We start from the raw sequence: 19,819 nt of genomic DNA, 5'->3' as shown, positions 1-19,819 counted from the left end.
CCGGATGACAGCGCGTGGCGGTTGTGCGGGCGGATGCGCGGAGCCGGCGTTCAGGGCAGGTCGTGCCACTGCCGGCCGTCGAAGGCTTCCAGCGGACGGAAACGCCGCTTGTAGTCCATCTTCGGATGGCCTTCGATCCAGTAGCCGAGGTACACGTGGCGACGGCGCTCGCGCCGGGCCCACTCGATCTGCCGCAGGATCGCCAGCGTGCCCAGTCCGCGGTCGGCCTGGTCGGGCTCGTAGAAGGTGTAGACGGCCGACAGCGAGACGTCCGTGCAATCGGTGACGGCCACGGCGAGCAGGCGTCCCGGACCCTGCCGCGAGGGTTCGCGCAGTTCGAGGAAACGGCCTTCGCTCCAGCTGCCGATCAGGAACTGGTCGAACTCCGACGCACCGTGTCCGTCCATCCCGCCGCCGGCGTGGCGCGAGGCGAGGTAGCGACGGTACAGCGCGAGCTGTTCGGCCGTGCGATGCGCGGGCAGCACGCGCATCTCGACATTGGCATTTCGCGTGAGGCAGCGGCGCTGGCTGCGGTCGGGCACGAAGCGGTCGACGGGGATGCGCACGGCCACGCAGGCGCGGCAGCCGGCGCAATGCGGGCGATAGACGATGTCGCCGGAGCGGCGGAAACCCCAGCTCAGCGCATGCGGATACCAGTGGCGCAGGCGGGGATCGCGCGGGTCCAGCACCAGGTCGCGCGCGGCCCGCTCCGGCCAGTAGCCGCATGCGTGTTCGCCCGTGTGGAACAGGCGCAGGTCGTCGCTGTCCTGCGGTTCGGTGCCCATGCACGCAGCATAGCGCCGCCGCACGTGAGGACAACGCTGTCGTGCGACTGAACGCGGCAGGCGCGACGTCAACCTGCAGTCGCGGCGCGCGTTGACCTGACATCGGCCCCATCCGGTGCCGCCCCCAGGAGCTTTGCCATGACCCGCACGACCCTGTCCGTCCTGCTCGCCACCGCCGTCGCCGCGACCGTCGCAGGCGCCGCCATCGCCGCGCCGCAGTCGGGCGCCACGCGTCAGAAGATCGACCTCAACAACGACGGCGTGATCGATCGCACCGAAGCCGCCGCCCATCCGCGCCTGGCCGCCTCGTTCGACCAGCTCGACAAGAATCGCGACGGCAAGCTCGACGCGTCCGAACGCCCGCACCACCGCAAGGGCGGCCACGGCCGCCACGGCGGCGGCATGGATCGCATCGTGAAGGCCGATGCCGACGGCGACGGCCGCATCAGCCGTACCGAAGCCGGCTCGCTGCGCTTCATCGGCGAGAAGTTCGCCGAGATCGACAGCAACCGCGACGGTTACATCGTCCGCAGCGAACTCACCCGCTACCACGAACGCATGCGTCCGCAGCACGAAGCCGAACGCGCCAAGCGCGCCGAGGAACGCTTCGCCGCTGCCGATCTCAACAAGGACGGCAAGCTGAGCCGCGTGGAAGTCAGCGAGAAGATGCCGCGCCTGGAGAAGTCGTTCGCCTTCATGGACGAAGACCGCGACGGCTTCCTGACGCGTGCGGACCTGGCGCCGCCGAAGCGTTGATCTGATCGGTAGTTGAGGTTGTGCCCGTCACGGCGCACAGCAGTTTCAGACCACGACGCTTTTAGCCCCTCTCCCAGCGGGAGAGGGGTTGGGGTGAGGGTCGGGGCGCGCGATCACGCGCGCGCTCGTAATGCTTCTTGATCGACCAGCCGACCTGTCGGATTGAAGGTCGAAGATGGATTCCAGCTTTCGCCGGAATGACGGCGACACGGTTCGTCGTCACCGGCGTTCCCAAGAGTTACGGGCCTGGGTCCCGGCTTTCGCCGGGATGACGGCTTTCGCAACCCCCACTCACATCGCCACGTGCTTCAACGTCCGTCCCACCTGCCAGCCGCTTTCGGTCTGCTTCACTTCCAGCGTCTTGTACGAACCCGACAGCCGGTGGTGGTAGGCCGTGATTTCCAGCGTGCCCGTCACGTTGCCATCGTCGTCGCGCGCGGTCGGACGGAAAGCGTGCACGTCGACGATCACCGCCGGCTTGCCCGTGCCGCGCTGGCTGCTGCCGACGTCGTCGTTCGCGTTGCGGATGCATTGCGATGCCGGAACGACGTCGCGGCGTCGCGGCTGCAGCAACAGCGGCTGCATCGCCTGCACCAGTTCCGGTGAGGCGTCGGTGCCGTCGATCGACAGGCACACCACGTCGATGCGCGTCTTCGGCAATTCCTGCGTGAACACCGCCGCCGCCAGCGGCTGGGGGATCTGCGCGGTCGTGCCGTCGAGCGGATGCGTCTTCAGCGCCTCGCCCGCGATGTCGAGCTTCACCGCGTGGCGAATCGCCAGCGCGCCGACGATCACGATGCCGGCGATCAGCACCAGCTTGAAACGCAACGCGCGCGACTGCGACTTCGCCTGAGCCGGCGTCGGGTCGGAATTGAGGCGGAAACTCGGGCCGGCGAAGCTTTCGCGCGTGGATTCCAGCAGGCCGGCTTCGCGCAGGATCTGGCGCGCCTTCACCGTATCGTCCGAACGCACGACCCACACCGCGGGCTTCGGGCCGCCCGCGTCGCTTTCGCTGTAACTGAAGGTGCCTCGGCGTCCGCCCTTGTACGAGCGCCCGTTGGTGATGCGCACCTCGATGTCCGCGTCGCGCAGCATCTGCGCGACGGTCTCGACGTTTTCCAGGCGCTGGCTGCTGAAGACCTGCCTCATGTCATTCCTTCGCCGGTACGTGCGAGGCCGCGGCGGCGTCCTTCACCACGCGGATCAAACCTTCCTGCGCGGTGCTCGCGACCAGGTGGCCGGCGCGATCGAAGATCTGCCCGCGCGCGAGGCCGCGACTGCTCTGCACGGTGGGGCTGTCCATCGAATACAGCAGCCATTCGTCCGCGCGGAACGGGCGGTGGAACCACAGCGCATGGTCGAGCGAGGCCATCTGCACGTTCGGCTGGTAGTAGCTCACGCCGTGCGGGAACGTCGCCGTGCCGAGCAGGTGGAAATCGGACGCGTAGGCGAGCAGGGCGCGATGCAGTTCCGGCGCGTCGCCGACACGCTCGGTCAGGCGGAACCAGAACTGCTGGTACGGCGGGCGCTTGGGCGGATTGAGCTCGTCGCGCGGATACACGTGGCGCAGTTCGAACGGTCCCTTGCGCGACAGCCAGCGCTGCACCTTGGTCGGCAGCGTCGCCATGACGTGCTCGGGAAGGGCCGGCGCCGGGTCGATGTCCTCGGGCTTGGGGACTTCGGGCATCGACAACTGGTGCTCGGCGGCGTCCTCGGTCTGCTGGAACGAGGCGGCCATGAAGAAGATCACTTCGCCGTGCTGGATCGCGGTGACGCGGCGCACGGAGAAGCTGCCGCCGTCGCGGGTGCGGTCGATCTGGTAGACGATCGGCGCGGCGATGTCGCCGGCGCGCAGGAAGTAGGCATGCAGCGAATGCGCGCCGCGCGGCGCCTGCATCGTCGCCTGCGCCGCCGACAGCGCCTGCCCGAGCACCTGCCCGCCGAACACGTACTTGGTGCCGATGTCGCGGCTTTGCCCGCGGAAGAGGTTGTCCTCCAGCCGCTCCAGCGAGAGCAGTTCGACCAGTTCGTGAACGACTTGCTCGTTGGCGGGCGAGGTCATGCGCAGGCTTTGTCGGGGGCGGGACGAAAGTATAACCGCGCGTGTCGGAAGGCCTTTCCGGACCTTGAGCCCTCTCCCTGCGGGAGAGGGGTTGGGGTGAGGGTCGGCACGCGCGACAACGCTCGCGCTCGCGATCCTTCGTCCAGCTCGAAAATCAAAATGGATTCCAGCTTTCGCTGGAATGACGGCGCTTTGAGCCCCTCTCCCCACGGGAGAGGGGTTGGGGTGAGGGGCAACGAAGCCGCACCGGTGAACGAACCTTGCCGTACAGCGCTGCTGGTTCGAGTCTTGAGCGCAGAAGCAGATGGATTTCAGCTTTCGCTGGAATGACGACCAGGTGGTTTTGCCAACCCGGGAGTGCCCAAGCGCTGCCTGGGTCCCGGCTTTCGCCGGGATGACGATCCGATCAGGGACGACGGCGACCTGGAGCCCCTAAGGCACCCGCACCAACCCCACCGCCCCCATCACGCGATCCCACGGAAACAGCGGCCCCGGGTCGCGCTTGCGGTACACCAGCACGTCCGGATCGTCCGTCGCGCGCACCTGCGTGGTGTCCAGGTCTTCGTGGCCGGCGATCGTCCGCAGCGACGGCAGCTCGACTTCCAGCCAGCGCAGCAGCGCGATCAGCGCGTCGATCTGCGCCGGCGTGTACGCCTCGTCCATCGCCTGGTGCGACGCCGCCAGCCAGTCGGGATAACGCCCGCGGTTCACCAGTTCGATCCCGACCGCGCGCGTGTTGTGGCCACGCACGTGGTGGGCGATGCGGTCGAGCGCGACGTACTGGTGCACGCTGCCGTCGCGGTCGATGTAGAAGTGGCCGCTGTTGCCGGTAAGCGAGGTCTCGTACAGCACTTCCTCGCCGAAACGCCGCGCCATCGCCAGGTCCGGCAGCTCGGTGCAGTGGATGACCACCAGGTCGATCGCGTCGAGCGCCCGCGCGTCCAGCCGCTCCTGGTAGGGCAGCGGATCGAAGGCGATGGACGGGGCCGGAGGGGCGGTCGACATGGGGCCGGATGCTACCATTCGCCTCCCGCGCGCCAGGCGCGGCGCCGCTTCTGCGACCCCATCCCCGCCCGCGCCCGTCGCGGTCCGACCCCCGGACGGAACCGCCCATGAAACTCCCGCCGCCCGACTCCGAGCTGGGCAAACTGATGGCCACGCTGCCGCAAACCGGCACGGTGGACTGGATCGGCCTGCGCCCGACTCGCGGCGCTCCCATGTCCGAAGTCGACCAGGTCGTGGCCACCAACGGCGCCGGCCTCACCGGCGATCGCTACAAGGGCGGCAGCGGCAAGCGCGGCATCACGCTGATCCAGGCCGAGCATCTGCCGGTGATCGCCACGCTCTCGGGCCACGCATCGGTCGAACCGGCGACGCTGCGACGCAACCTCGTCGTCTCGGGGATCCCGCTGATCGCGCTGAAGGGTCGGCGTTTCCGCGTCGGCGAGGTCGTGCTGGAAGGCACCGAGTCGTGCGATCCGTGCTCGCTCATGGAGGCCCTGCTCGGGCCCGGCGGATACAACGCGATGCGCGGCCACGGCGGCCTGTGCGCGCGCATCCTGCAAGGCGGCACGATCCGCCGCGGCGACACCGTCGTCGCCCTTCCCATCACAGACTCCAACGCATGAGCACTCGCGGACACTGCATCCTCTCCCACGGATTCGAGAGCGGTCCGGACGCCACCAAGGTCACCGCGCTCGCGCTGGCCGCCGAGCGCCTGGGCTGGACCCACGAGCGCCCCGACTACACCGATCTGGACGCCAAGCGCGAGGTGAGCGAAGTCGGCGACGTGTACGCACGCGTCGATCGCCTGCTCGGCCTCGCGCAGGCCGCCGCGTCGCGTGGTCCGGTGGTGCTCGCCGGGTCGAGCCTGGGCGCTTACATCTCCGGCCTGGTGTCGCTGAAGGTGGACACGCTCGGCCTGTTCCTGATGGCGCCGCCGGTCAGCATGGGCAAGGCGCCGCGCCTGACCGCCGCGAACGTGCCGACCTCGATCATCCACGGCTGGAACGATGAACTCATCGCGCCGGCCGAAGTCGTCGCCTGGGCCTACGCGCGCAGTGCGCGGCTGCTGCTGGTGGACGACAACCACCGCCTTTCCAACCACGTCGAAGCGAGCGCGGACGCGTTCGCCTCGCTGCTCGCATCGCTCTGAGATTACGTACATGAAGTTCTTCGCCAGCTGCGGCAAAGGCCTGGAATACCTGCTCGCCGACGAGCTGGCCGCGCTGGGCTGCACGCGCGCCACCGCGGCCATCGCCGGCGTCAACGCCGAAGGCACGCTCGCCGACGCGCAGCGCGCCGTGCTGTGGTCGCGCCTGGCCAGCCGCGTGCTGTGGCCGATCGACGAGTTCGACTGCCCCGACGAACACGCGCTTTACGCCGGCGTCGCCGCGATCGACTGGTCGAAGCATCTCGAGCCGCACCACACCGTCGCCGTCGATGCGCACGTGTCCGGTGAAGCCATCACGCACGCGCGCTACGCCGCGCAGCGCGTGAAGGACGGCATCGTCGACGTCATGCGCGCGAAAACCGGCACGCGGCCCGACGTCGATGTCGAATCGCCCGACCTGCGCGTGAACCTCGTGCTGCGCAAGGGACGCGCGATCGTGTCGATCGACCTGTCCGGCGGGCCGATGCACCGCCGCGGCTGGCGCACGAAGCAGGGCGAAGCGCCGCTGAAGGAAAACCTCGCCGCCGCCGTGCTGATGCGCGGGCAGTGGACGAAGGTGTATGCCGAAGGCGGATCGCTGCTGGATCCGATGTGCGGCAGCGGCACGCTGCTGATCGAAGGTGCGCTGATGGCCGCCGACGTCGCGCCGGGATTGCAGCGTCACGGGAACGAAACGCCCACGCGCTGGCGCGGTTTCGACATCGCCGCATGGAACGGGTTGGTCGACGACGCGCGCAAACGCGAGGCGGCCGGCATGAATGCGCTGCGCTCGGCGTTCTTCGGCCGCGACACCGACCCGCACGCGGTCCGCGCCGCACAGGACAACGCGGTGCTGGCGGGCCTGGCCGGCCTGATCGATTTCCACGTCGGCGACATCCGTTCGCTCGACCATGCGCCCGACTTTGCGCGTCGTTCCCGCGAAAGCGGGAACCCAGTGACTTCCATCGACGAAGCAACGTCCATGGATTCCCGCTTTCGCGGGAATGACGAGCAACAGCAAAGCGGCGGTGACGCAAACGGCCTGGTCGTCTGCAACCCGCCCTACGACGCCCGGCTGCACGCCGATCCCGCGCTGTACCGCGCGCTCGGCGACGCGCTCAAGCGCGCCGTGCCGCAGTGGCGCGCGAGCCTGCTGTGCGGCGATGCGGAACTCGCCTTCGCCACCGGTCTTCGCGCGCAGAAGAAGTACCAGGTGTTCAACGGCGCGATCGAGTGCACGCTGATCGTGTGCGATCCCGTCGCGCCCGCGCAGCGTCGTCGTACCGACGAAACCGGCGCGGAAGTGGCGCCCACGCTGTCGGAAGGCGCGCAGATGGTCGCCAACCGCCTGCGCAAGAACCTGCACAAGCTCAAGCGCTGGCGCGAACGCGAAGGCGTCACGTGCTATCGCGCGTACGACGCGGATATCCCGGAGTACGCCGCGGCGATTGACGTCTACACCACGCACGAGCAGAACCCGCGCACGTTCCTGCACGTGCAGGAATACGCCGCGCCGCAGGAAATCCCGGAGAACATCCAGCGCCGCCGCCTCAACGAACTGCTGGCCGCCGCGCGCGACGTCTTCAACGTGCCGCGCGAGAACGTGGCACTGAAGACGCGTGCACGCGGCAAGGGTGGAAGCAAGTACGGTGCGATGGATTCGCGCGGCGAGTTCGTCACCGTGCGCGAAGGCGACGTGCTGCTGCGCGTGAACCTGTTCGATTACCTCGACACCGGCCTGTTCCTCGATCATCGCCCGATGCGCCTGCGCATCGCGGAGGAAGCGCACGACACGCGTTTCCTCAATCTGTTTGGTTATACGGGCGCGGCGACGGTGCACGCGGCCGTCGGTGGCGCGCGCCTGACCACGACGGTGGATTTGTCGGCGACGTACCTGGAGTGGTGCGCCGACAACCTGCGCCAGAACGACATCGGCGGCACGCGCCATCGCCTCGTGCAGGCCGACGCGCTGACGTGGCTGGAAGCGGACACGCACCAGTACGACCTGATCTTCTGCGACCCGCCGACGTTCTCCAACTCCAAGCGCGCGCAGGACTTCGACGTGCAGGCGCAGCACGTGCGCCTGCTGCGCGCGGCGGTCGCGCGCCTGGCCGACGACGGCGTGCTGTATTTCTCGAACAACTTCCGCCGCTTCCGCCTGGACGAGGCGAGCGTTGCGGAATTTGCGAAGGTCGAGGACATCAGCGCCCGCACGATCCCGCCCGATTTCGAGCGCGACGCGCGCATCCATCGCTGCTGGCGCATCACGCGCAGGTAGGCGCGGCGACGAAGCGCTCGCGTCGGCCAGCGTCCTTCATCGGCATTGAACGGGCGCAGGCGTAAAGCTCAGCCCGCTCGAACGTCAGGCGCGCGACCGCGTGGTGATGCGCGCGCGCGGGACTTCGGCGACGCCGCCATCCGTCGGCGCCGATTGCCTCGGGAGCGCGCCAGATCCGCCTTCGAACCGCACCGCCGCGTCCACTGCGACCGGCCGTGAAGTGCCTCGTCCTGCTCGCGGCCTGCATCGGCGCCTGGCTTCCGGATCGCGCGCGGGCACAGGAAGCGTGTAGCGGTCCCACCGGACAGACGGTCATCGCCGTCGGCACCGGCGCGTTCGTCTGCGGCACCGGCGCGACGGCAGGCGCGGACAACGCGGTGGCGCTCGGCACGCAGGCGCAGGCGCTGGCAACGCTCTCGCTCGCCGCCGGTTTCAACACCATCGCCAACGCCACCGGCGCAAGCGGGCTCGGCCTGGACACGCTTGCGACCGGCGCGAGTTCGGTGGCGGTCGGGCACGTGGCCATCGCCAACGGCGACGAGAGCGTGGCGATGGGCCACGAAGCGATCGCCGTGGCAACCAGTGGTATCGCCATAGGCCAGCGTTCGCGTGTTGGCGTGAATGCGAACGTGGGAATCGCGATCGGTCGCGACGCGTTGTCGGAACAGGAATCGGCCATCGCCCTGGGTACCACCGCGCAGGCGCTCGGAACCGGCAGCCTCGCGTTAGGCGCCAGCACCCACGTATCCCATGACGGATCGGTGGCACTTGGCCTGCTGTCGACCACGACCGTCGGCGCGCAGACCGGCTATGCCGCGTTCGGCCTGGCCGCGCCACAAACCTCGGTCGGCGAAGTCTCCATTGGTGGATTTTCGGGCAACCGCAAGCTGACCCACGTCGCCGCCGGCAGCGAGGACACTGACGCAGTCAACGTCGCGCAACTTCGCGCGGTGCAGGTGTCTGCCGGCGACGCGTTGTTGTGGGACCCGGGCGCCGGTGCGTTCAGCGCGAACCACCTGGGCGCGGGGCCGAACCGCATCGTGAACCTCGGCGACGGTCTCGTCGCCGCGGGCAGCACCGAGGCGATCAACGGCGGGCAACTGTACGGTGCGCTGTCGGGCGTGAGCAGTGCGCTGGTGGGCGACGGCTCGCTGGTCAATGGCGGCGTGCTGCAGGCGCCGCAGTTCGTGCTGCGCGGGAACGTGTTCAACGACGTCGCGTCGGCGTTGCAGTTCCTCGACACGCAGGGCGGCGGAGGCGGCGGGAGCGATGCGCGCTTCACCGCACAGGACGCCACGCCGGCGAGCGCGACCGGCAGCAACTCGGTCGCCGCGGGCAGCAACGCACAGGCGAGCGCGAACAACAGCGTGGCGCTCGGCGCCAATTCGGTGGCCGATCGCGCGAACACCGTGTCGGTCGGCGCGGCGGGCGCGGAGCGGCAGGTGGCGAACGTCGCCGACGGTTCATCCGGCACCGACGCGGTGAACGTGCGGCAGATGCAGGCGCAGTCGGTGACGACGCTGAACCAGGCGAACGCCTACACCGACCAGCGCGTCAGCGAGATCGTGGCGGTGCCGATGCAGGCGATCGAAGACCTGCGCGGGCAGGTCGAGGACGAATTCCGCCAGACGGACCGCCGCATCAGCCGGCACGGCGCGATGAACGCCGCGATGATCCACATGGCGTCCAGCGCGGCGAACATCCAGACGACGAACCGCGTGTCCGTGGGCGCCGGTTATTCGGAAGGGCAGGAGGCGCTCGCGGTCGGCTACCAGCGCCAGCTGAAGCCGAACGTGTCCTTCTCGCTGGGCGCGGCGTTCAGTGGAAGCGAGCAGTCGGCCGGCGCGGGCATCGGCATCGGGTGGTAACAGCACGTAGGCGAGTTCTCTCTCCCTCCACTGCGCGCAGGGGAGGGTTGGGGAGGGGTGCGAAGCACCGAGCTCGCCGCGTCGAGCAGAAAGCCTCGCGGCCCGAGCTCCAAGCTCGACGCTTCGAGCAAGAAGCCTCGCGTTACGAGCTCCAAGCTCGGCGCTTCGAGCGAAAGGCCTCGCGCAGCGAGCTCCGAGCCCGGCGCGTCGAGCAAGAAGCCTCGCGTTCCGAGCTCCGAGCCCGGCGCGTCGAGCAGAAAACCTCGCGTCCCGAGCTCTGAACCCGGCGCGTCGAGCAAAAAGCCTCGCGTTCCGAGCTCCGAGCCCGGCGCGTCGAGCAGAAAGCCTCGCGTCCCGAGCTCTGAACCCGGCGCGTCGAGCAAAAAGCCTCGCGTTCCGAGCTCACAGCTCGGCGCGTCGAGCAAAACGCTCCACGTCCCGAGCTCCTGGCTCGGCGTGCCGGGCAGAAGGCTCCGGAACATGGACCGTTCCACCCACGGCACTGGCCGCGACGCGGCCATGGCACGACATTGTCGGAAGCGACATTGGAGATTCCCCATGAACAGCACCGACTTCGCCCACATCGGCCGCACCCTGCGCGGCATGCCCGCCTCGGACGGCGCCGGCGTGCGCCTGACGCGCGTGATCGGCACGCCGCAGCTGGAGATGCTCGATCCGTTCCTGATGCTGGACGAGTTCGGGACCGACCAGCCCGAGGATTACCTCGCCGGCTTCCCGGAGCATCCGCATCGCGGCTTCGAGACCGTCACGTACATGCTCGACGGTCGCATGCGCCACAAGGACAACCACGGCAACGAAGGCGTGCTCGTCCCCGGCAGCGTGCAGTGGATGACCGCCGGCCGCGGCCTGGTGCATTCGGAAATGCCCGAGCAGCAGGAGGGCCGCATGCGTGGTTTCCAGCTGTGGGTGAACCTGCCCGCGGCGGAGAAGATGAGCCAGCCGCAGTACCAGGAATTCGCGCCCGACCGCATTCCGCAGTTGCAGGCCGCTGACGGCGTGCGCGTGAAGGTGATCGCCGGACGCGTCGGCGACGTGGCCGGGCCCATCCGCCAGCCGGCGACCGATCCGGTCTACCTCGACATCGAACTCGCCCCGAACACGACCTGGGACCACGACCTGCCCGAAGGCCACAACGCCTTCGCGTATGCATTCGAAGGCGGCGGCTCGATCGGTGAAGGCGCGCAGTCGCGGGCGATCGCCTCGCAGGAAATTGCGGTGCTCGTCGGCGGCCGCACGGTGCGCCTCACGGCGGGCGAGGGCGGGCTTCGCGTGATCCTGGTCGCCGGCCGGCCGCTGCGCGAACCGGTCGCGCGTTACGGCCCGTTCGTGATGAACACGAAGGAGCAGATCATGCAGGCCTTCGTCGATTTCCAGGAGGGACGCTTCTGATGGCCGTTCGCGAACACCGCTACCGCATCACCGTCGAACACCTCGCCACCCCGCGCGAGGACCAGCCGCTGCGCGGCACGCTGAGCTTCGAGGATGGCAACCACGACGACCTGTTCCGAATCGTCGAACTGCAACGCGCCAGCGGCCGTTTCGGCAGCGAAGACGAAGCGGCGGCGTTCGCCATCGGCCTGAAATTGCTGAGCGAAGCGGTGCTGCGCAATCGCGACGATCCGCTGCTGCAGCAGCTGAAGGCGCCGATCGGCGATTTCATCAAGCAGTTGAAGGCGCAAGGCGCTGCGCGTTCGAATCCTGACGCTTGAGTCGCGATATCGGCGCACAAAAAAGGCCACGCTTTCGCGTGGCCTTTTCGTTTCGACGAGGGCGCGTGCGATCAGCGCTGCGTGCCGGTGACGTCCGGGCCGTACTGGCCGAGCCAGCGGTAGATCACGCCGCCGAGCAGGCCGCCTGCGATCGGCGCGACCCAGAACAGCCACAGCTGCGACATCGCGACAGGACCTGCGAACAGCGCCACGCCCGTCGAGCGCGCCGGGTTCACCGAGGTATTGGTCACCGGGATGCTGATCAGGTGGATCAGCGTGAGCGCCAGGCCGATCGCGATCGGCGCGAAGCCCACCGGCGCGCGCACGTGCGTGGCGCCGAGGATCACCACCAGGAACATCGCGGTCATCACGATTTCCGTCAGGAACGCCGCGTTGATGCTGTAGCCCCCCGGCGAATGCGAACCGTAGCCGTTGCTGGCGAAGGCGCCGGCCGCGTTCGGATCGATCGCGAAGCCCGGCGTGCCGCGTGCGATGTGGAACAGGATGAAGCCGGCGAAGATGCCGCCCAGCACCTGGGCGATGATGTAGGGCACCAGTTCGCGCGCCGGGAAGCGGCCGCCGGCCCACAGCCCGAAACTCACCGCCGGATTGAAATGGCCACCGGAAATGTGGCCCAGCGCATACGCGCCGGTGAGCACCGTCAGGCCGAACGCCAGCGAGACGCCGAGCAGGCCGATGCCGAGGGGATTGCCGTCACCGCCGAAATTGGCTGCCAGTACCGCACTGCCGCAGCCACCAAGGACCAACCAGAACGTGCCGATGAATTCGGCCGCAAGCTTCCTGATCATGTTGCACTTCTCCTGCCCAGGGATTGAGGGAAACCGTGCTGCGCTGCGTTTTCGCAGGCAAAACGGGCTCGGATCTTAGGAGCGGCAGGAGCGACGGTAACTGCGAAAGAAGCTGATTGCACGCGCAAGCCGATTGACGGCGCTCCGCCCGGCATCGCGGGCGGATGAGCCGTCCGGCTCGCCCGGAGACGTCAGTTGCTGGTCAGGCGCGTGGCGGGAAAGCGCATCGACTGCGCCTGGTTCAAGGTCGGGGCCAGGTCCGGCACCGCTGCCTGCAACCAGATGTGCGCGACGCGACCGTCGGGCAGCTGCACGAGCGTCTCGCGGACCTGCATGTCCGGCTTGGTCGCCAGTTCGCCCTTGTACCAATACACGCTCTGCCCATCGATCACCGCTTCTTCGGCGCGGTTGCCGCGCTTGGGCTCGAAGTTCGCCTTGCGCGAGATGTACAGGCCGAACGCTTCGGAGCCGTCCGCACGCAACGCGCGGCAGAAGTCCGAACCGCCGGTGGCCTTGTATTCCCACGTCAGCCCCGAATTCGCCGGAAGCTGCGGGCAGCTGACCCCATTCTGCGATTCCTGCGCGTATGCACCGCCGAAGCTACCGGCGAGCACGAGCAGGGCCGACATACGCCATGCCGTCGTCTTCACGACAAACCCCCTGTTGATCGTTACACCCCATGCAACGAAACAGCCCGTGGCGGACTGCTGTATGACCGCCGAAACGTGACGGATCGGCCGGTCTGGATCGAACATAGTCCAGAAAACGGCACTTGACAAATAACCAGACTTAATAGGCGAACACCCGGGCTTATGAGTCGCCCGAGGCCCTGTCCCGAGGGGCGGAAAGGGCGGAAAAGGCCGATTTCAGGGGCTTCCGGGCGGTCCAGGTGGTTTCCCGCGAAACCATTTGCGCGGCCGAAGGCCCCGGACGATCAGGTCCAGGCTTCCACCGCCGGCAGCGGTGTCTCCTGTGCGGCATCCATATCCGCGGCGGTCAGTTCCGACAGATGCAGCAGCAGTTCGGCCAGCGTCGCCACGTCGCGATCGTTGTGGGCGAGCACGCGTCGCAGGTTGAGCGCCGAACCGCCACGCAGGTACGACAGCCATGCGGCGGGCGCTTCGGAGCCGGGCAGATCGTCCTCGCGGACGACGTTCAACGCGCGACGTTCGATCGTCGCCAGCCGGCAGTTCTCCCAGCGGCCGCGATAGCGGCGTCGCGTGGGATAGAGCAGGTCGACATGCGACAGCTCCGCCAGTGGCGTGCCCATGCGGTTCAGCCGGAAACGCGTGGCGAGCAGCGGTGCGTCGTAGCACTTGCCGTTGTAGCTCACCAGCGTCGTGTCCGGACGCAGCCACTGCCGGAAGACGTCGAGCATCGCCGCTTCGCCGGACATCGCCGTGATCAGCAGCTGCCGCACGCGCAGCGCGCCGTCGAACCAGTCGGCGGCGCCGATCATGAAGGCGCGCGTGCCGCTGCCGCCGGCCAGGCCCGTGGTTTCGGTGTCGAAGAACATCAGGTTCTGCGCATCGAGCGCATCGCGACGATCGAAGCGGCCGTCGATCCATGTCTGCGGTGGCGCGAACGGCAATCGCGCTTCGACCAGTCGCAGGCCCGGTGCGATCTCGACGCCCGGTACGTGGCGGTCGTTCGATGCGATGCGCGCCACCGGTTCCGGCGCGCGACGCCGCAGGTGGCGGCGCAGGTCGTCGATGCTCGGTGTGTGCGCCGGCTCGACCTGCTTCGTGGGAGCCGCCGCGCCCGCCTGCCGCTTGAGTTGTTGGAGACGCGCGAGGGTCAGGCTCATGCCGGTGCCAGCGCCTTCAGCACGCGCAGCGCGAGCGCACGCGGCGCGACGCTCGCGTCTTCGTCCATCGCGAGTACCGGCCCCACGCACGCCGGGCAACCGGCCTTGCAGTCGCAGCGTTCGACCAGTTCGACCGCGCGCTGCACGAGTTCGCGCTGGCGGAAATGCAGCGGTTCGCTCAGGCCCACGCCGCCGGGGTAGTTGTCGTAGAGGTACACGGTGGGCACGAAGCGTTCGCCGTCTTCCAGCGTGGCCGCATCGTCGCCCGCGCCGCGCAGCTGCCCACGGCCGCGTCCATCGGCGCTGGCGAACCACGCGCCGTTGCCGTCGCCGACGGCCTTCTGCAGGTCGACGCCTTCGGCCATCACCGCGAGCTTGGCGACGACATGCAGCGCATAGCCGGCGCCGAGGAAACCGTCGAGCGCTTCCTGCCTCGACGCGAATTCCGACTCCAGCACGGCCGGTGGAAGCTGCCACCACACGCTCGTCGTATGCAGCTCCTGGTCGGGCAACGTGACCGGGCCGTAGCCGATGTTCTCGTGCGTGTAGTAGCGGATCTTCTTGTAGCCGGCGACGCGCCGCACCACGTGCACCTCGCCGTGGTGGCAGGTGCCGCGACCGGCGGGCGAACCGTCGAAACGTTCGAGCACTTTCAGCTTGGTGTAGTCGATCGCGTCGGTGTAGTAGTCCACGTGCGTGCGCGTGACGAAGGCCTTGCGGCCGTCCCAGTCGAGCTTTTCGACCTGGTAGGGCGTGGCCTGCACCATGTAGATCGCGCCTTCGTACAGCGTGAGCGGCGCGGAGGAGAAATCGACTTCGGCGATGATCGTCTGCCGGCCTTCGGTGCGATCGACCACGACGAAATTGCCGTCGGCCACCGAACGCAGGCTCACCGCGTTGGCGGGATAGCTGTCGGCGATCCACTCCCAGCGGTCGTTCTCGTTGTGGACCACGCCGTCTTCGGAAAGTAGTTGTAGGTAGACCTGCGGATCGACCGGGCCGAACAGCTCGCGCGCCTGGAACGGCAGCTCGAACGCCGCGCAGCGGATGTGGTCGAGCAGGATCACCGGCTGGTCGGCGTGGATGCGCGCGTGTTCGGGCGAGGCGTTGGCGAAGAACTCCGGATGCCGGATGACGTATTGATCGAGCGGATCGGAACTGGCGACCAGCACGCCGACCGACGCCTGCTGGCGCCGGCCGGCACGACCGAAGCGCTGCCACGTCGCGGCGATCGATCCGGGATAGCCGTTGAGCACCACTGCATCGAGCGCGCCGATGTCCACGCCGAGCTCCAGCGCGGAGGTCGACACGATGCCGTCGATGGTGCCGGCGCGCATCGCGCGTTCGGTCTCGCGGCGTTCGGTCGGCAGATAGCCGCCGCGATAGCTGCGGATGCGCGCGGGCTTCCGCGGATCGTTGTCGAAGACGTCCTTGAGGTACTTGGTCAGCACTTCGACCATCAATCGCGACTGCGCGAACACCAGCGTCTTCAACCCGGCCTTGATGGTCAGGCGCGCGATGAGGTTGCTCTGCGACCGGGCCGACGCGCGCAGGCCGAGGTCGGGATTGACCACCGGCGGGTTCCACAGCAGCACGTGCTTGTCGCCGCTGGGCGCGCCGGATTCGGTGACGGCGGTGACGTCGCGCTCGGTCAGCGCTTCGGCGTGCGCCTTCGGATTGCCGATCGTCGCCGAGCACAGGATGAACTGCGGCTTCGAACCGTAAAACGCGCAGATGCGCTGCAGGCGGCGGATCACGTTCGCCACGTGCGAACCGAACACGCCGCGGTAGCTGTGTACTTCGTCGATCACCACATAGCGCAGGTTCTCGAAGAACTGCGCCCATTTGGTGTGGTGCGGCAGGATGCCCTGGTGGAGCATGTCGGGATTGCTCACCACGATGTCGCCGTGCAGGCGGATCGCCTGCCGCGCATCGCCCGGCGTGTCGCCGTCGAAGGTGAAGGTGCGCACGCCCAGGTTGCCGGCGGCGTTGAGTTCGAGCAGTTCGGCGACCTGGTCCTGCGCGAGGGCTTTGGTCGGGAACAGGAACAGCGCCTTCGAACGCTGCGTCGATGCGGCGGCCAGCACGGGAAGCAGGTAGCACAGGCTCTTGCCCGACGCGGTGGCGGTGGCGATCACCACGTCCTCGCCGCGCCGCACCGCGTGCCACGCCTCGGCCTGGTGCGAATAGAGGCGGTCGATGCCGCGCGCGCCCAGCGCCTGCACCACCCCGGCGGGAACGTCGTCCGGCATCGGCACGCTGCGCTCGGGCCGGCCGGGCACCGTGTGCACGCCGGTGATGCGCGAGAGGTACTTGTTCTCCAGCCGCTGCGCGAGCGCGCGCCCGTCGGCGGCGGGTCGCGGTCGTGCGACCTCGGGAAAGACGGAGAGGTCGGACGGACTGCGCGCCGGCTGGCTCATGCGGGTTCGATTCGCGGAAGGGCAGGGCGTTGTAGGGCGCGCGGGTCTCACGGAGTGAGACTGCGTGATTCGGTGTTCTAGTTCGCGCGTGCGCATCCGAAGCGTCATCCCGGCGAAGGCCGGGACCCAGGCCCGCAACGTTCGGGCATTGCGGCACCGGCAAACCTGCCGCGCTAAGCTCTCGCGCGTCCCGGCGTGGTCGCCGGTCCTTCCACCCTCGGAGCACCCCCATGACCCGCACGTCCCTTTCCCTCACGGTTTCCCTGCTGCTCGCCGGCGCGATGCTCGGCGGTTGCGCGAAGCCCGCATCCGAAGAGCAGGCCGCCGCGCCGGCGACTCCGGCCGCAACGCCGGCTGCGCCCGCACCTGCACCCGCGCCGCGGGAAAGCGCCGACATCTTCCGCTTCAAGGTCGGCGCGCTCGATGCGGTCGCGCTGCTCGACGGCACCATCGACACGCCCAACGACGGCAAGACCTTCGGCGTGGGCCAGAAGACCGGGGACGTCGCCGCGCTGCTCACCGCAAACGGCCAGCCGACCGACGTGCTGCACCTGAGCATCCAGCCGCTGCTGGTGCGCGACGGCGAGCGCACGCTGCTGTTCGACACCGGCGCCGGCGACGTGAGCTGGGCGAAGGCCGGCAAGCTGCAGGCGTCGCTGAAGGCGGCGGGCGTCGAGCCGGCGCAGGTCACCGACACCTTCATCTCGCACGGCCATCCCGATCACGTCGGCGGCCTGCTGGCGAAGGACGGCACGCTGGCGTTCCCCAACGCCGCGGTGCACCTGTCGGCGCCGGAGTGGGCGGCGATCCAGAAGAACGCCGACGCGGCCAAGCTCGTCGCGGCAATCGGCCCGAAGGTCGCGACCTTCGAACCCGGCGCGACCGTGCTGCCGGGCGTCACCGCCGTCGCGCTGCCGGGCCACACGCCGGGTCACAGCGCGTACGAGATCGCGTCCGGCGAGGAGCGCCTGCTCTACATCGGCGACGCCGCGCATCACTCCATCGTGTCGGTGCAGCGCCCGGACTGGACCATCGGCTACGACACCGACGCGCCGACCGCCGAGGCCGCGCGTCGCGCGCTGCTCAAGCGTGCCGCCGACGGCAACCTGCGCGTGTACGCCGTGCATTTCCCGTTCCCGGGCATCGGCCACGTGAAGGCGCAAGGCGATGCGTACGTGTGGGTGCCGGAGGGTTGACCTCGAAGCCCGCGCGGCTTTAGCCCCTCTCCCATCGGCGACCGAAGGGAGTGCAGAGCGGAGAGGGGTTGGGGTGAGGGGGCAACGGAGTGGTTGCGGTGACCGACGGGTGCCGCACAGTGCTGCGCTCTTGCTTCGCTCGTCGAAATTGCGAAGCCCAAAAATGGATCCAGCTTTCGCAGGAATGACGGTGAGGTTGATCCCCGGCGTCGGAGTTGCCCAAGCGCTACGAGCCTGGGTCCCGGCTTTCGCCGGGATGACGATGCTCAGAGGCGCGCGCCGGATCTGACACCCACCCCGGCCACCGCCAGATCGCCCGCCGCGCTGTCCCATGATTCCCCAGCTGATACACGCCCACCGCCACCGGCGCGAACGCGAACGCCGTGAAAGGCGCCACTTCCAGCTCCCGCAGGAACGCCGCACGCGCATGCCCCAGCGTCAGGTGCGGCGCGTAGTTCGCGCCACTGTGGTCCGGCACGAAGCGCTCGACATAGCGGATCGTCGACTCGCGGATCGGTGAGCCGTCGTCGTTGCGCACGAACGCCTGCGCCGTCCCGCCCGCGACGGCCAGCGCCTGAGCCGTGGCGAGGCAATCGTCGGCCAGCGCCTGCAACGCCGGTGACGGGGCGATGCGCCACGACGCGCTGCCCGTGTCGCCATCGACGCGCACCTGCACGCCGGTGACCTCCAGCGACAGCGCGAGCGGGTTGTGCGCTTCGGCGACGCTCGCAATCCCCGCGAGCAGTGCAGCCAGATCGTGTTCGTAGACGTAACGCTGCACCAGCGTGACGTGCGGAAGGTGCGTGGCGTCGAACGCGAAACCGGCCGGATGATCCGCGCGCAACGCCGCGTTGAGTTCGCGTGCGCGGGCCTGCGTGACGGGGTCGGGTTCGAGCAGGACGTCGATGGCGATGGGGTGGCTCATCGGGCGCTCCGGAGGGAAGGTGCGGCCTGCGTCTCAAGAATGAACAGGCCCGGCCGATAGAATGCCCGACAAACCGCGATGCGATGTGGCCTGCGGGCCGGAGCGCGCCGCCTTCATCCACGGCATGGAAGCCACACGCGCGACGAAACCGCGCCGGACGACGCGATTCCATGACCGCAACCCGCCGCCGACTCTCGCCGCTGCGCGTGTTCCTCGCCGCCACGGTGATCCTGATGGCGCTCGGCCTGTACGTGGTCGCCAACGCGATCCAGTTCGCGTCCGACTACCGCTCGGTCACGCACACCTACACCGTGCTCCAGCACCTGGACCGGATCGAGTCGCTCAAGCACCAGGCCGTGGCCGAATCGCGCGGCTACCTGCTCGCCGGGCGTGCCGAGAACCGCGACAGCTTCTGGCGCATCGGCGGCGCCTTGCAGCGCGAGGCGGACCTGCTCGCCGAACAGGTCAGCGACAACCCCGAGCAGCTCGGACGCGCACTGGAGCTGCGGCGTTCCCTCGACGCGCGCCTGCGCCTGAGCGAACAGGCGATGCAGTCCTGGCGCCGCGGTGTCGACGCGCCGGTCGATGCGCCGCTGCTGGCGGCGATCCGCAACGGCGACCGCGACATCGCCACCCGGCTCGACAAGCTGCGGGCCGCCGAGAATGCACTGCTGTCCACGCGATCCAGGCGCGCGGAGCGCTCGGCGTGGCTGACGCTGCTCGCCGCGGGCATCGGCATTCCGCTGAGCCTGCTGCTGATCGGCCACGCGCAGCGGCTGCTCGCGCGCGAGAACCGCGTGCGCCAGCAGGCCGAGGCCGCGGCATCGCAATCCAACGCCGAACTCAACGCGACCGTGCAGCAACTCGCGCGGCTGTCCGACAGCATGGCCGCGCTGAGCCAGTACTCCGGGATGCTGCAGGGCGCATCCGACGCGCAGGAACTCTACGAGATCACCGCCTCGACGTTCCGCCAGCTGCTGCCGGGAATGGGCGGCCTGCTGTACGTCATCCGCGCCTCGCGCGATCACGCC

General features: G+C 68.8%; 16 protein-coding genes and 2 pseudogenes. 9 read left to right on the top strand and 9 right to left on the bottom strand.

Annotation, left to right across the window (positions count from 1 at the left end; genetic code table 11):
• Window positions 1-50: 50 nt before the first annotated feature.
• Window positions 51-785, bottom strand: coding sequence for an arginyltransferase (locus ABIE51_RS14510; RefSeq protein WP_115842866.1), 735 nt, complete (start codon window positions 783-785; stop codon window positions 51-53).
• A gap of 138 nt (window positions 786-923) precedes the next feature.
• Between ABIE51_RS14510 and ABIE51_RS14505 the strand changes: the two genes are divergently transcribed.
• Window positions 924-1,541: an EF-hand domain-containing protein gene (locus ABIE51_RS14505; RefSeq protein ID WP_192631244.1), complete on the top strand. Its 618-nt coding sequence runs from the start codon at window positions 924-926 to the stop codon at window positions 1,539-1,541.
• A 291-nt stretch (window positions 1,542-1,832) separates the two neighbouring features.
• Here the strand turns inward: ABIE51_RS14505 and ABIE51_RS14500 are convergent, their stop codons facing one another.
• From ABIE51_RS14500 to ABIE51_RS14490, 3 genes are all read right to left on the bottom strand, one after another.
• Window positions 1,833-2,690: a hypothetical protein gene (locus tag ABIE51_RS14500; RefSeq protein WP_192631243.1), complete on the bottom strand. Its 858-nt coding sequence runs from the start codon at window positions 2,688-2,690 to the stop codon at window positions 1,833-1,835.
• 1 nt (window position 2,691) lies between these two features.
• Entirely contained in the window at window positions 2,692-3,603 is a 912-nt protein-coding gene (gene tesB, locus ABIE51_RS14495; protein ID WP_157030738.1) for an acyl-CoA thioesterase II, read from the bottom strand.
• 432 nt (window positions 3,604-4,035) lie between these two features.
• Window positions 4,036-4,608: an N-acetylmuramoyl-L-alanine amidase gene (locus ABIE51_RS14490; RefSeq protein ID WP_192631242.1), complete on the bottom strand. Its 573-nt coding sequence runs from the start codon at window positions 4,606-4,608 to the stop codon at window positions 4,036-4,038.
• 107 nt (window positions 4,609-4,715) lie between these two features.
• On the opposite strand from ABIE51_RS14490, the gene ABIE51_RS14485 reads away from it, so the two are divergent.
• The 6 genes from ABIE51_RS14485 to ABIE51_RS14460 all read left to right on the top strand — a co-directional run bounded on the left by ABIE51_RS14485 (window position 4,716) and on the right by ABIE51_RS14460 (window position 11,631).
• Window positions 4,716-5,231 (top strand): MOSC domain-containing protein, encoded by a 516-nt coding sequence (locus ABIE51_RS14485; protein WP_192631241.1) that lies wholly within the window; start codon window positions 4,716-4,718, stop codon window positions 5,229-5,231.
• Window positions 5,228-5,758, top strand: a complete 531-nt coding sequence (locus ABIE51_RS14480; protein WP_192631240.1) for an alpha/beta hydrolase — start codon at window positions 5,228-5,230, stop codon at window positions 5,756-5,758. The genes ABIE51_RS14485 and ABIE51_RS14480 overlap by 4 nt, the downstream gene beginning before the upstream one ends.
• Before the next feature lie 10 nt (window positions 5,759-5,768).
• On the top strand, window positions 5,769-8,033 hold the full coding sequence (gene rlmKL, locus ABIE51_RS14475) for a bifunctional 23S rRNA (guanine(2069)-N(7))-methyltransferase RlmK/23S rRNA (guanine(2445)-N(2))-methyltransferase RlmL (protein ID WP_192631239.1): 2,265 nt from the start codon (window positions 5,769-5,771) through the stop codon (window positions 8,031-8,033).
• Window positions 8,034-8,248: 215 nt separating this feature from the next.
• Window positions 8,249-9,901 (top strand): YadA family autotransporter adhesin, encoded by a 1,653-nt coding sequence (locus tag ABIE51_RS14470; protein ID WP_192631238.1) that lies wholly within the window; start codon window positions 8,249-8,251, stop codon window positions 9,899-9,901.
• Window positions 9,902-10,459: 558 nt separating this feature from the next.
• Window positions 10,460-11,311 carry a pirin family protein gene (locus tag ABIE51_RS14465; RefSeq protein ID WP_192631237.1) on the top strand — a complete coding sequence of 284 codons (852 nt, stop codon included), beginning with the start codon at window positions 10,460-10,462 and terminating at the stop codon, window positions 11,309-11,311.
• The gene (locus ABIE51_RS14460) at window positions 11,311-11,631 is read left to right on the top strand and encodes a DUF3861 domain-containing protein (protein ID WP_192631236.1); all 321 of its coding nucleotides are present in this window, start codon (window positions 11,311-11,313) and stop codon (window positions 11,629-11,631) included. The genes ABIE51_RS14465 and ABIE51_RS14460 overlap by 1 nt, the downstream gene beginning before the upstream one ends.
• 71 nt (window positions 11,632-11,702) lie before the next feature.
• Here ABIE51_RS14460 and aqpZ read toward each other — a convergent pair whose 3' ends face one another.
• The 4 genes and pseudogenes from aqpZ to ABIE51_RS14440 form a co-directional block, all read right to left on the bottom strand.
• Complete coding sequence (gene aqpZ, locus ABIE51_RS14455) at window positions 11,703-12,440, bottom strand: aquaporin Z (protein WP_115842877.1); 738 nt, start codon at window positions 12,438-12,440, stop codon at window positions 11,703-11,705.
• A gap of 191 nt (window positions 12,441-12,631) precedes the next feature.
• On the bottom strand, window positions 12,632-13,069 hold the full coding sequence (locus ABIE51_RS14450; RefSeq protein WP_192631235.1) for a hypothetical protein: 438 nt from the start codon (window positions 13,067-13,069) through the stop codon (window positions 12,632-12,634).
• Between the two features lie 305 nt (window positions 13,070-13,374).
• Window positions 13,375-14,196: pseudogene (locus tag ABIE51_RS14445) on the bottom strand (ribonuclease H-like domain-containing protein); the annotation flags it as partial.
• 47 nt (window positions 14,197-14,243) lie between these two features.
• Complete coding sequence (locus ABIE51_RS14440; RefSeq protein WP_192631233.1) at window positions 14,244-16,667, bottom strand: DEAD/DEAH box helicase; 2,424 nt, start codon at window positions 16,665-16,667, stop codon at window positions 14,244-14,246.
• A 230-nt stretch (window positions 16,668-16,897) separates the two neighbouring features.
• Here ABIE51_RS14440 and ABIE51_RS14435 point away from each other — a divergent pair, with 230 nt between their 5' ends.
• Window positions 16,898-17,863 (top strand): MBL fold metallo-hydrolase, encoded by a 966-nt coding sequence (locus ABIE51_RS14435; protein WP_192631232.1) that lies wholly within the window; start codon window positions 16,898-16,900, stop codon window positions 17,861-17,863.
• Between the two features lie 226 nt (window positions 17,864-18,089).
• On the opposite strand, the gene ABIE51_RS14430 is transcribed toward ABIE51_RS14435, so the two are convergent.
• Entirely contained in the window at window positions 18,090-18,788 is a 699-nt protein-coding gene (locus ABIE51_RS14430; protein ID WP_192631231.1) for a 2'-5' RNA ligase family protein, read from the bottom strand.
• 83 nt (window positions 18,789-18,871) lie between these two features.
• Between ABIE51_RS14430 and ABIE51_RS14425 the strand changes: the two are divergent.
• Window positions 18,872-19,417 (top strand): annotated as a pseudogene (locus ABIE51_RS14425) (CHASE3 domain-containing protein); the annotation flags it as partial.
• Between the last annotated feature and the right edge of the window lie 402 nt (window positions 19,418-19,819).

It is taken from the genome of Lysobacter sp. OAE881 (assembly GCF_040546665.1).
In the GTDB taxonomy this organism is placed as follows: domain Bacteria; phylum Pseudomonadota; class Gammaproteobacteria; order Xanthomonadales; family Xanthomonadaceae; genus Lysobacter_J; species Lysobacter_J soli.
The sequence above is the reverse complement of the archived record's forward strand: the minus strand, read 5'-3'. Positions and strand labels throughout refer to the sequence as shown.

Coding starts and splice junctions, on each gene's coding strand:
- ABIE51_RS14505 (WP_192631244.1), top strand. CDS start 924: ATGACCCGCACGACCCTGTCCGTCCTGCTCGCCACCGCCGTCGCCGCG.
- ABIE51_RS14450 (WP_192631235.1), bottom strand. CDS start 13,069: ATGTCGGCCCTGCTCGTGCTCGCCGGTAGCTTCGGCGGTGCATACGCG.
- ABIE51_RS14490 (WP_192631242.1), bottom strand. CDS start 4,608: ATGTCGACCGCCCCTCCGGCCCCGTCCATCGCCTTCGATCCGCTGCCC.
- ABIE51_RS14430 (WP_192631231.1), bottom strand. CDS start 18,788: ATGAGCCACCCCATCGCCATCGACGTCCTGCTCGAACCCGACCCCGTC.
- tesB (WP_157030738.1), bottom strand. CDS start 3,603: ATGACCTCGCCCGCCAACGAGCAAGTCGTTCACGAACTGGTCGAACTG.
- rlmKL (WP_192631239.1), top strand. CDS start 5,769: ATGAAGTTCTTCGCCAGCTGCGGCAAAGGCCTGGAATACCTGCTCGCC.
- ABIE51_RS14480 (WP_192631240.1), top strand. CDS start 5,228: ATGAGCACTCGCGGACACTGCATCCTCTCCCACGGATTCGAGAGCGGT.
- ABIE51_RS14500 (WP_192631243.1), bottom strand. CDS start 2,690: ATGAGGCAGGTCTTCAGCAGCCAGCGCCTGGAAAACGTCGAGACCGTC.
- ABIE51_RS14485 (WP_192631241.1), top strand. CDS start 4,716: ATGAAACTCCCGCCGCCCGACTCCGAGCTGGGCAAACTGATGGCCACG.
- ABIE51_RS14440 (WP_192631233.1), bottom strand. CDS start 16,667: ATGAGCCAGCCGGCGCGCAGTCCGTCCGACCTCTCCGTCTTTCCCGAG.
- ABIE51_RS14465 (WP_192631237.1), top strand. CDS start 10,460: ATGAACAGCACCGACTTCGCCCACATCGGCCGCACCCTGCGCGGCATG.
- ABIE51_RS14435 (WP_192631232.1), top strand. CDS start 16,898: ATGACCCGCACGTCCCTTTCCCTCACGGTTTCCCTGCTGCTCGCCGGC.
- aqpZ (WP_115842877.1), bottom strand. CDS start 12,440: ATGATCAGGAAGCTTGCGGCCGAATTCATCGGCACGTTCTGGTTGGTC.
- ABIE51_RS14460 (WP_192631236.1), top strand. CDS start 11,311: ATGGCCGTTCGCGAACACCGCTACCGCATCACCGTCGAACACCTCGCC.
- ABIE51_RS14510 (WP_115842866.1), bottom strand. CDS start 785: ATGGGCACCGAACCGCAGGACAGCGACGACCTGCGCCTGTTCCACACG.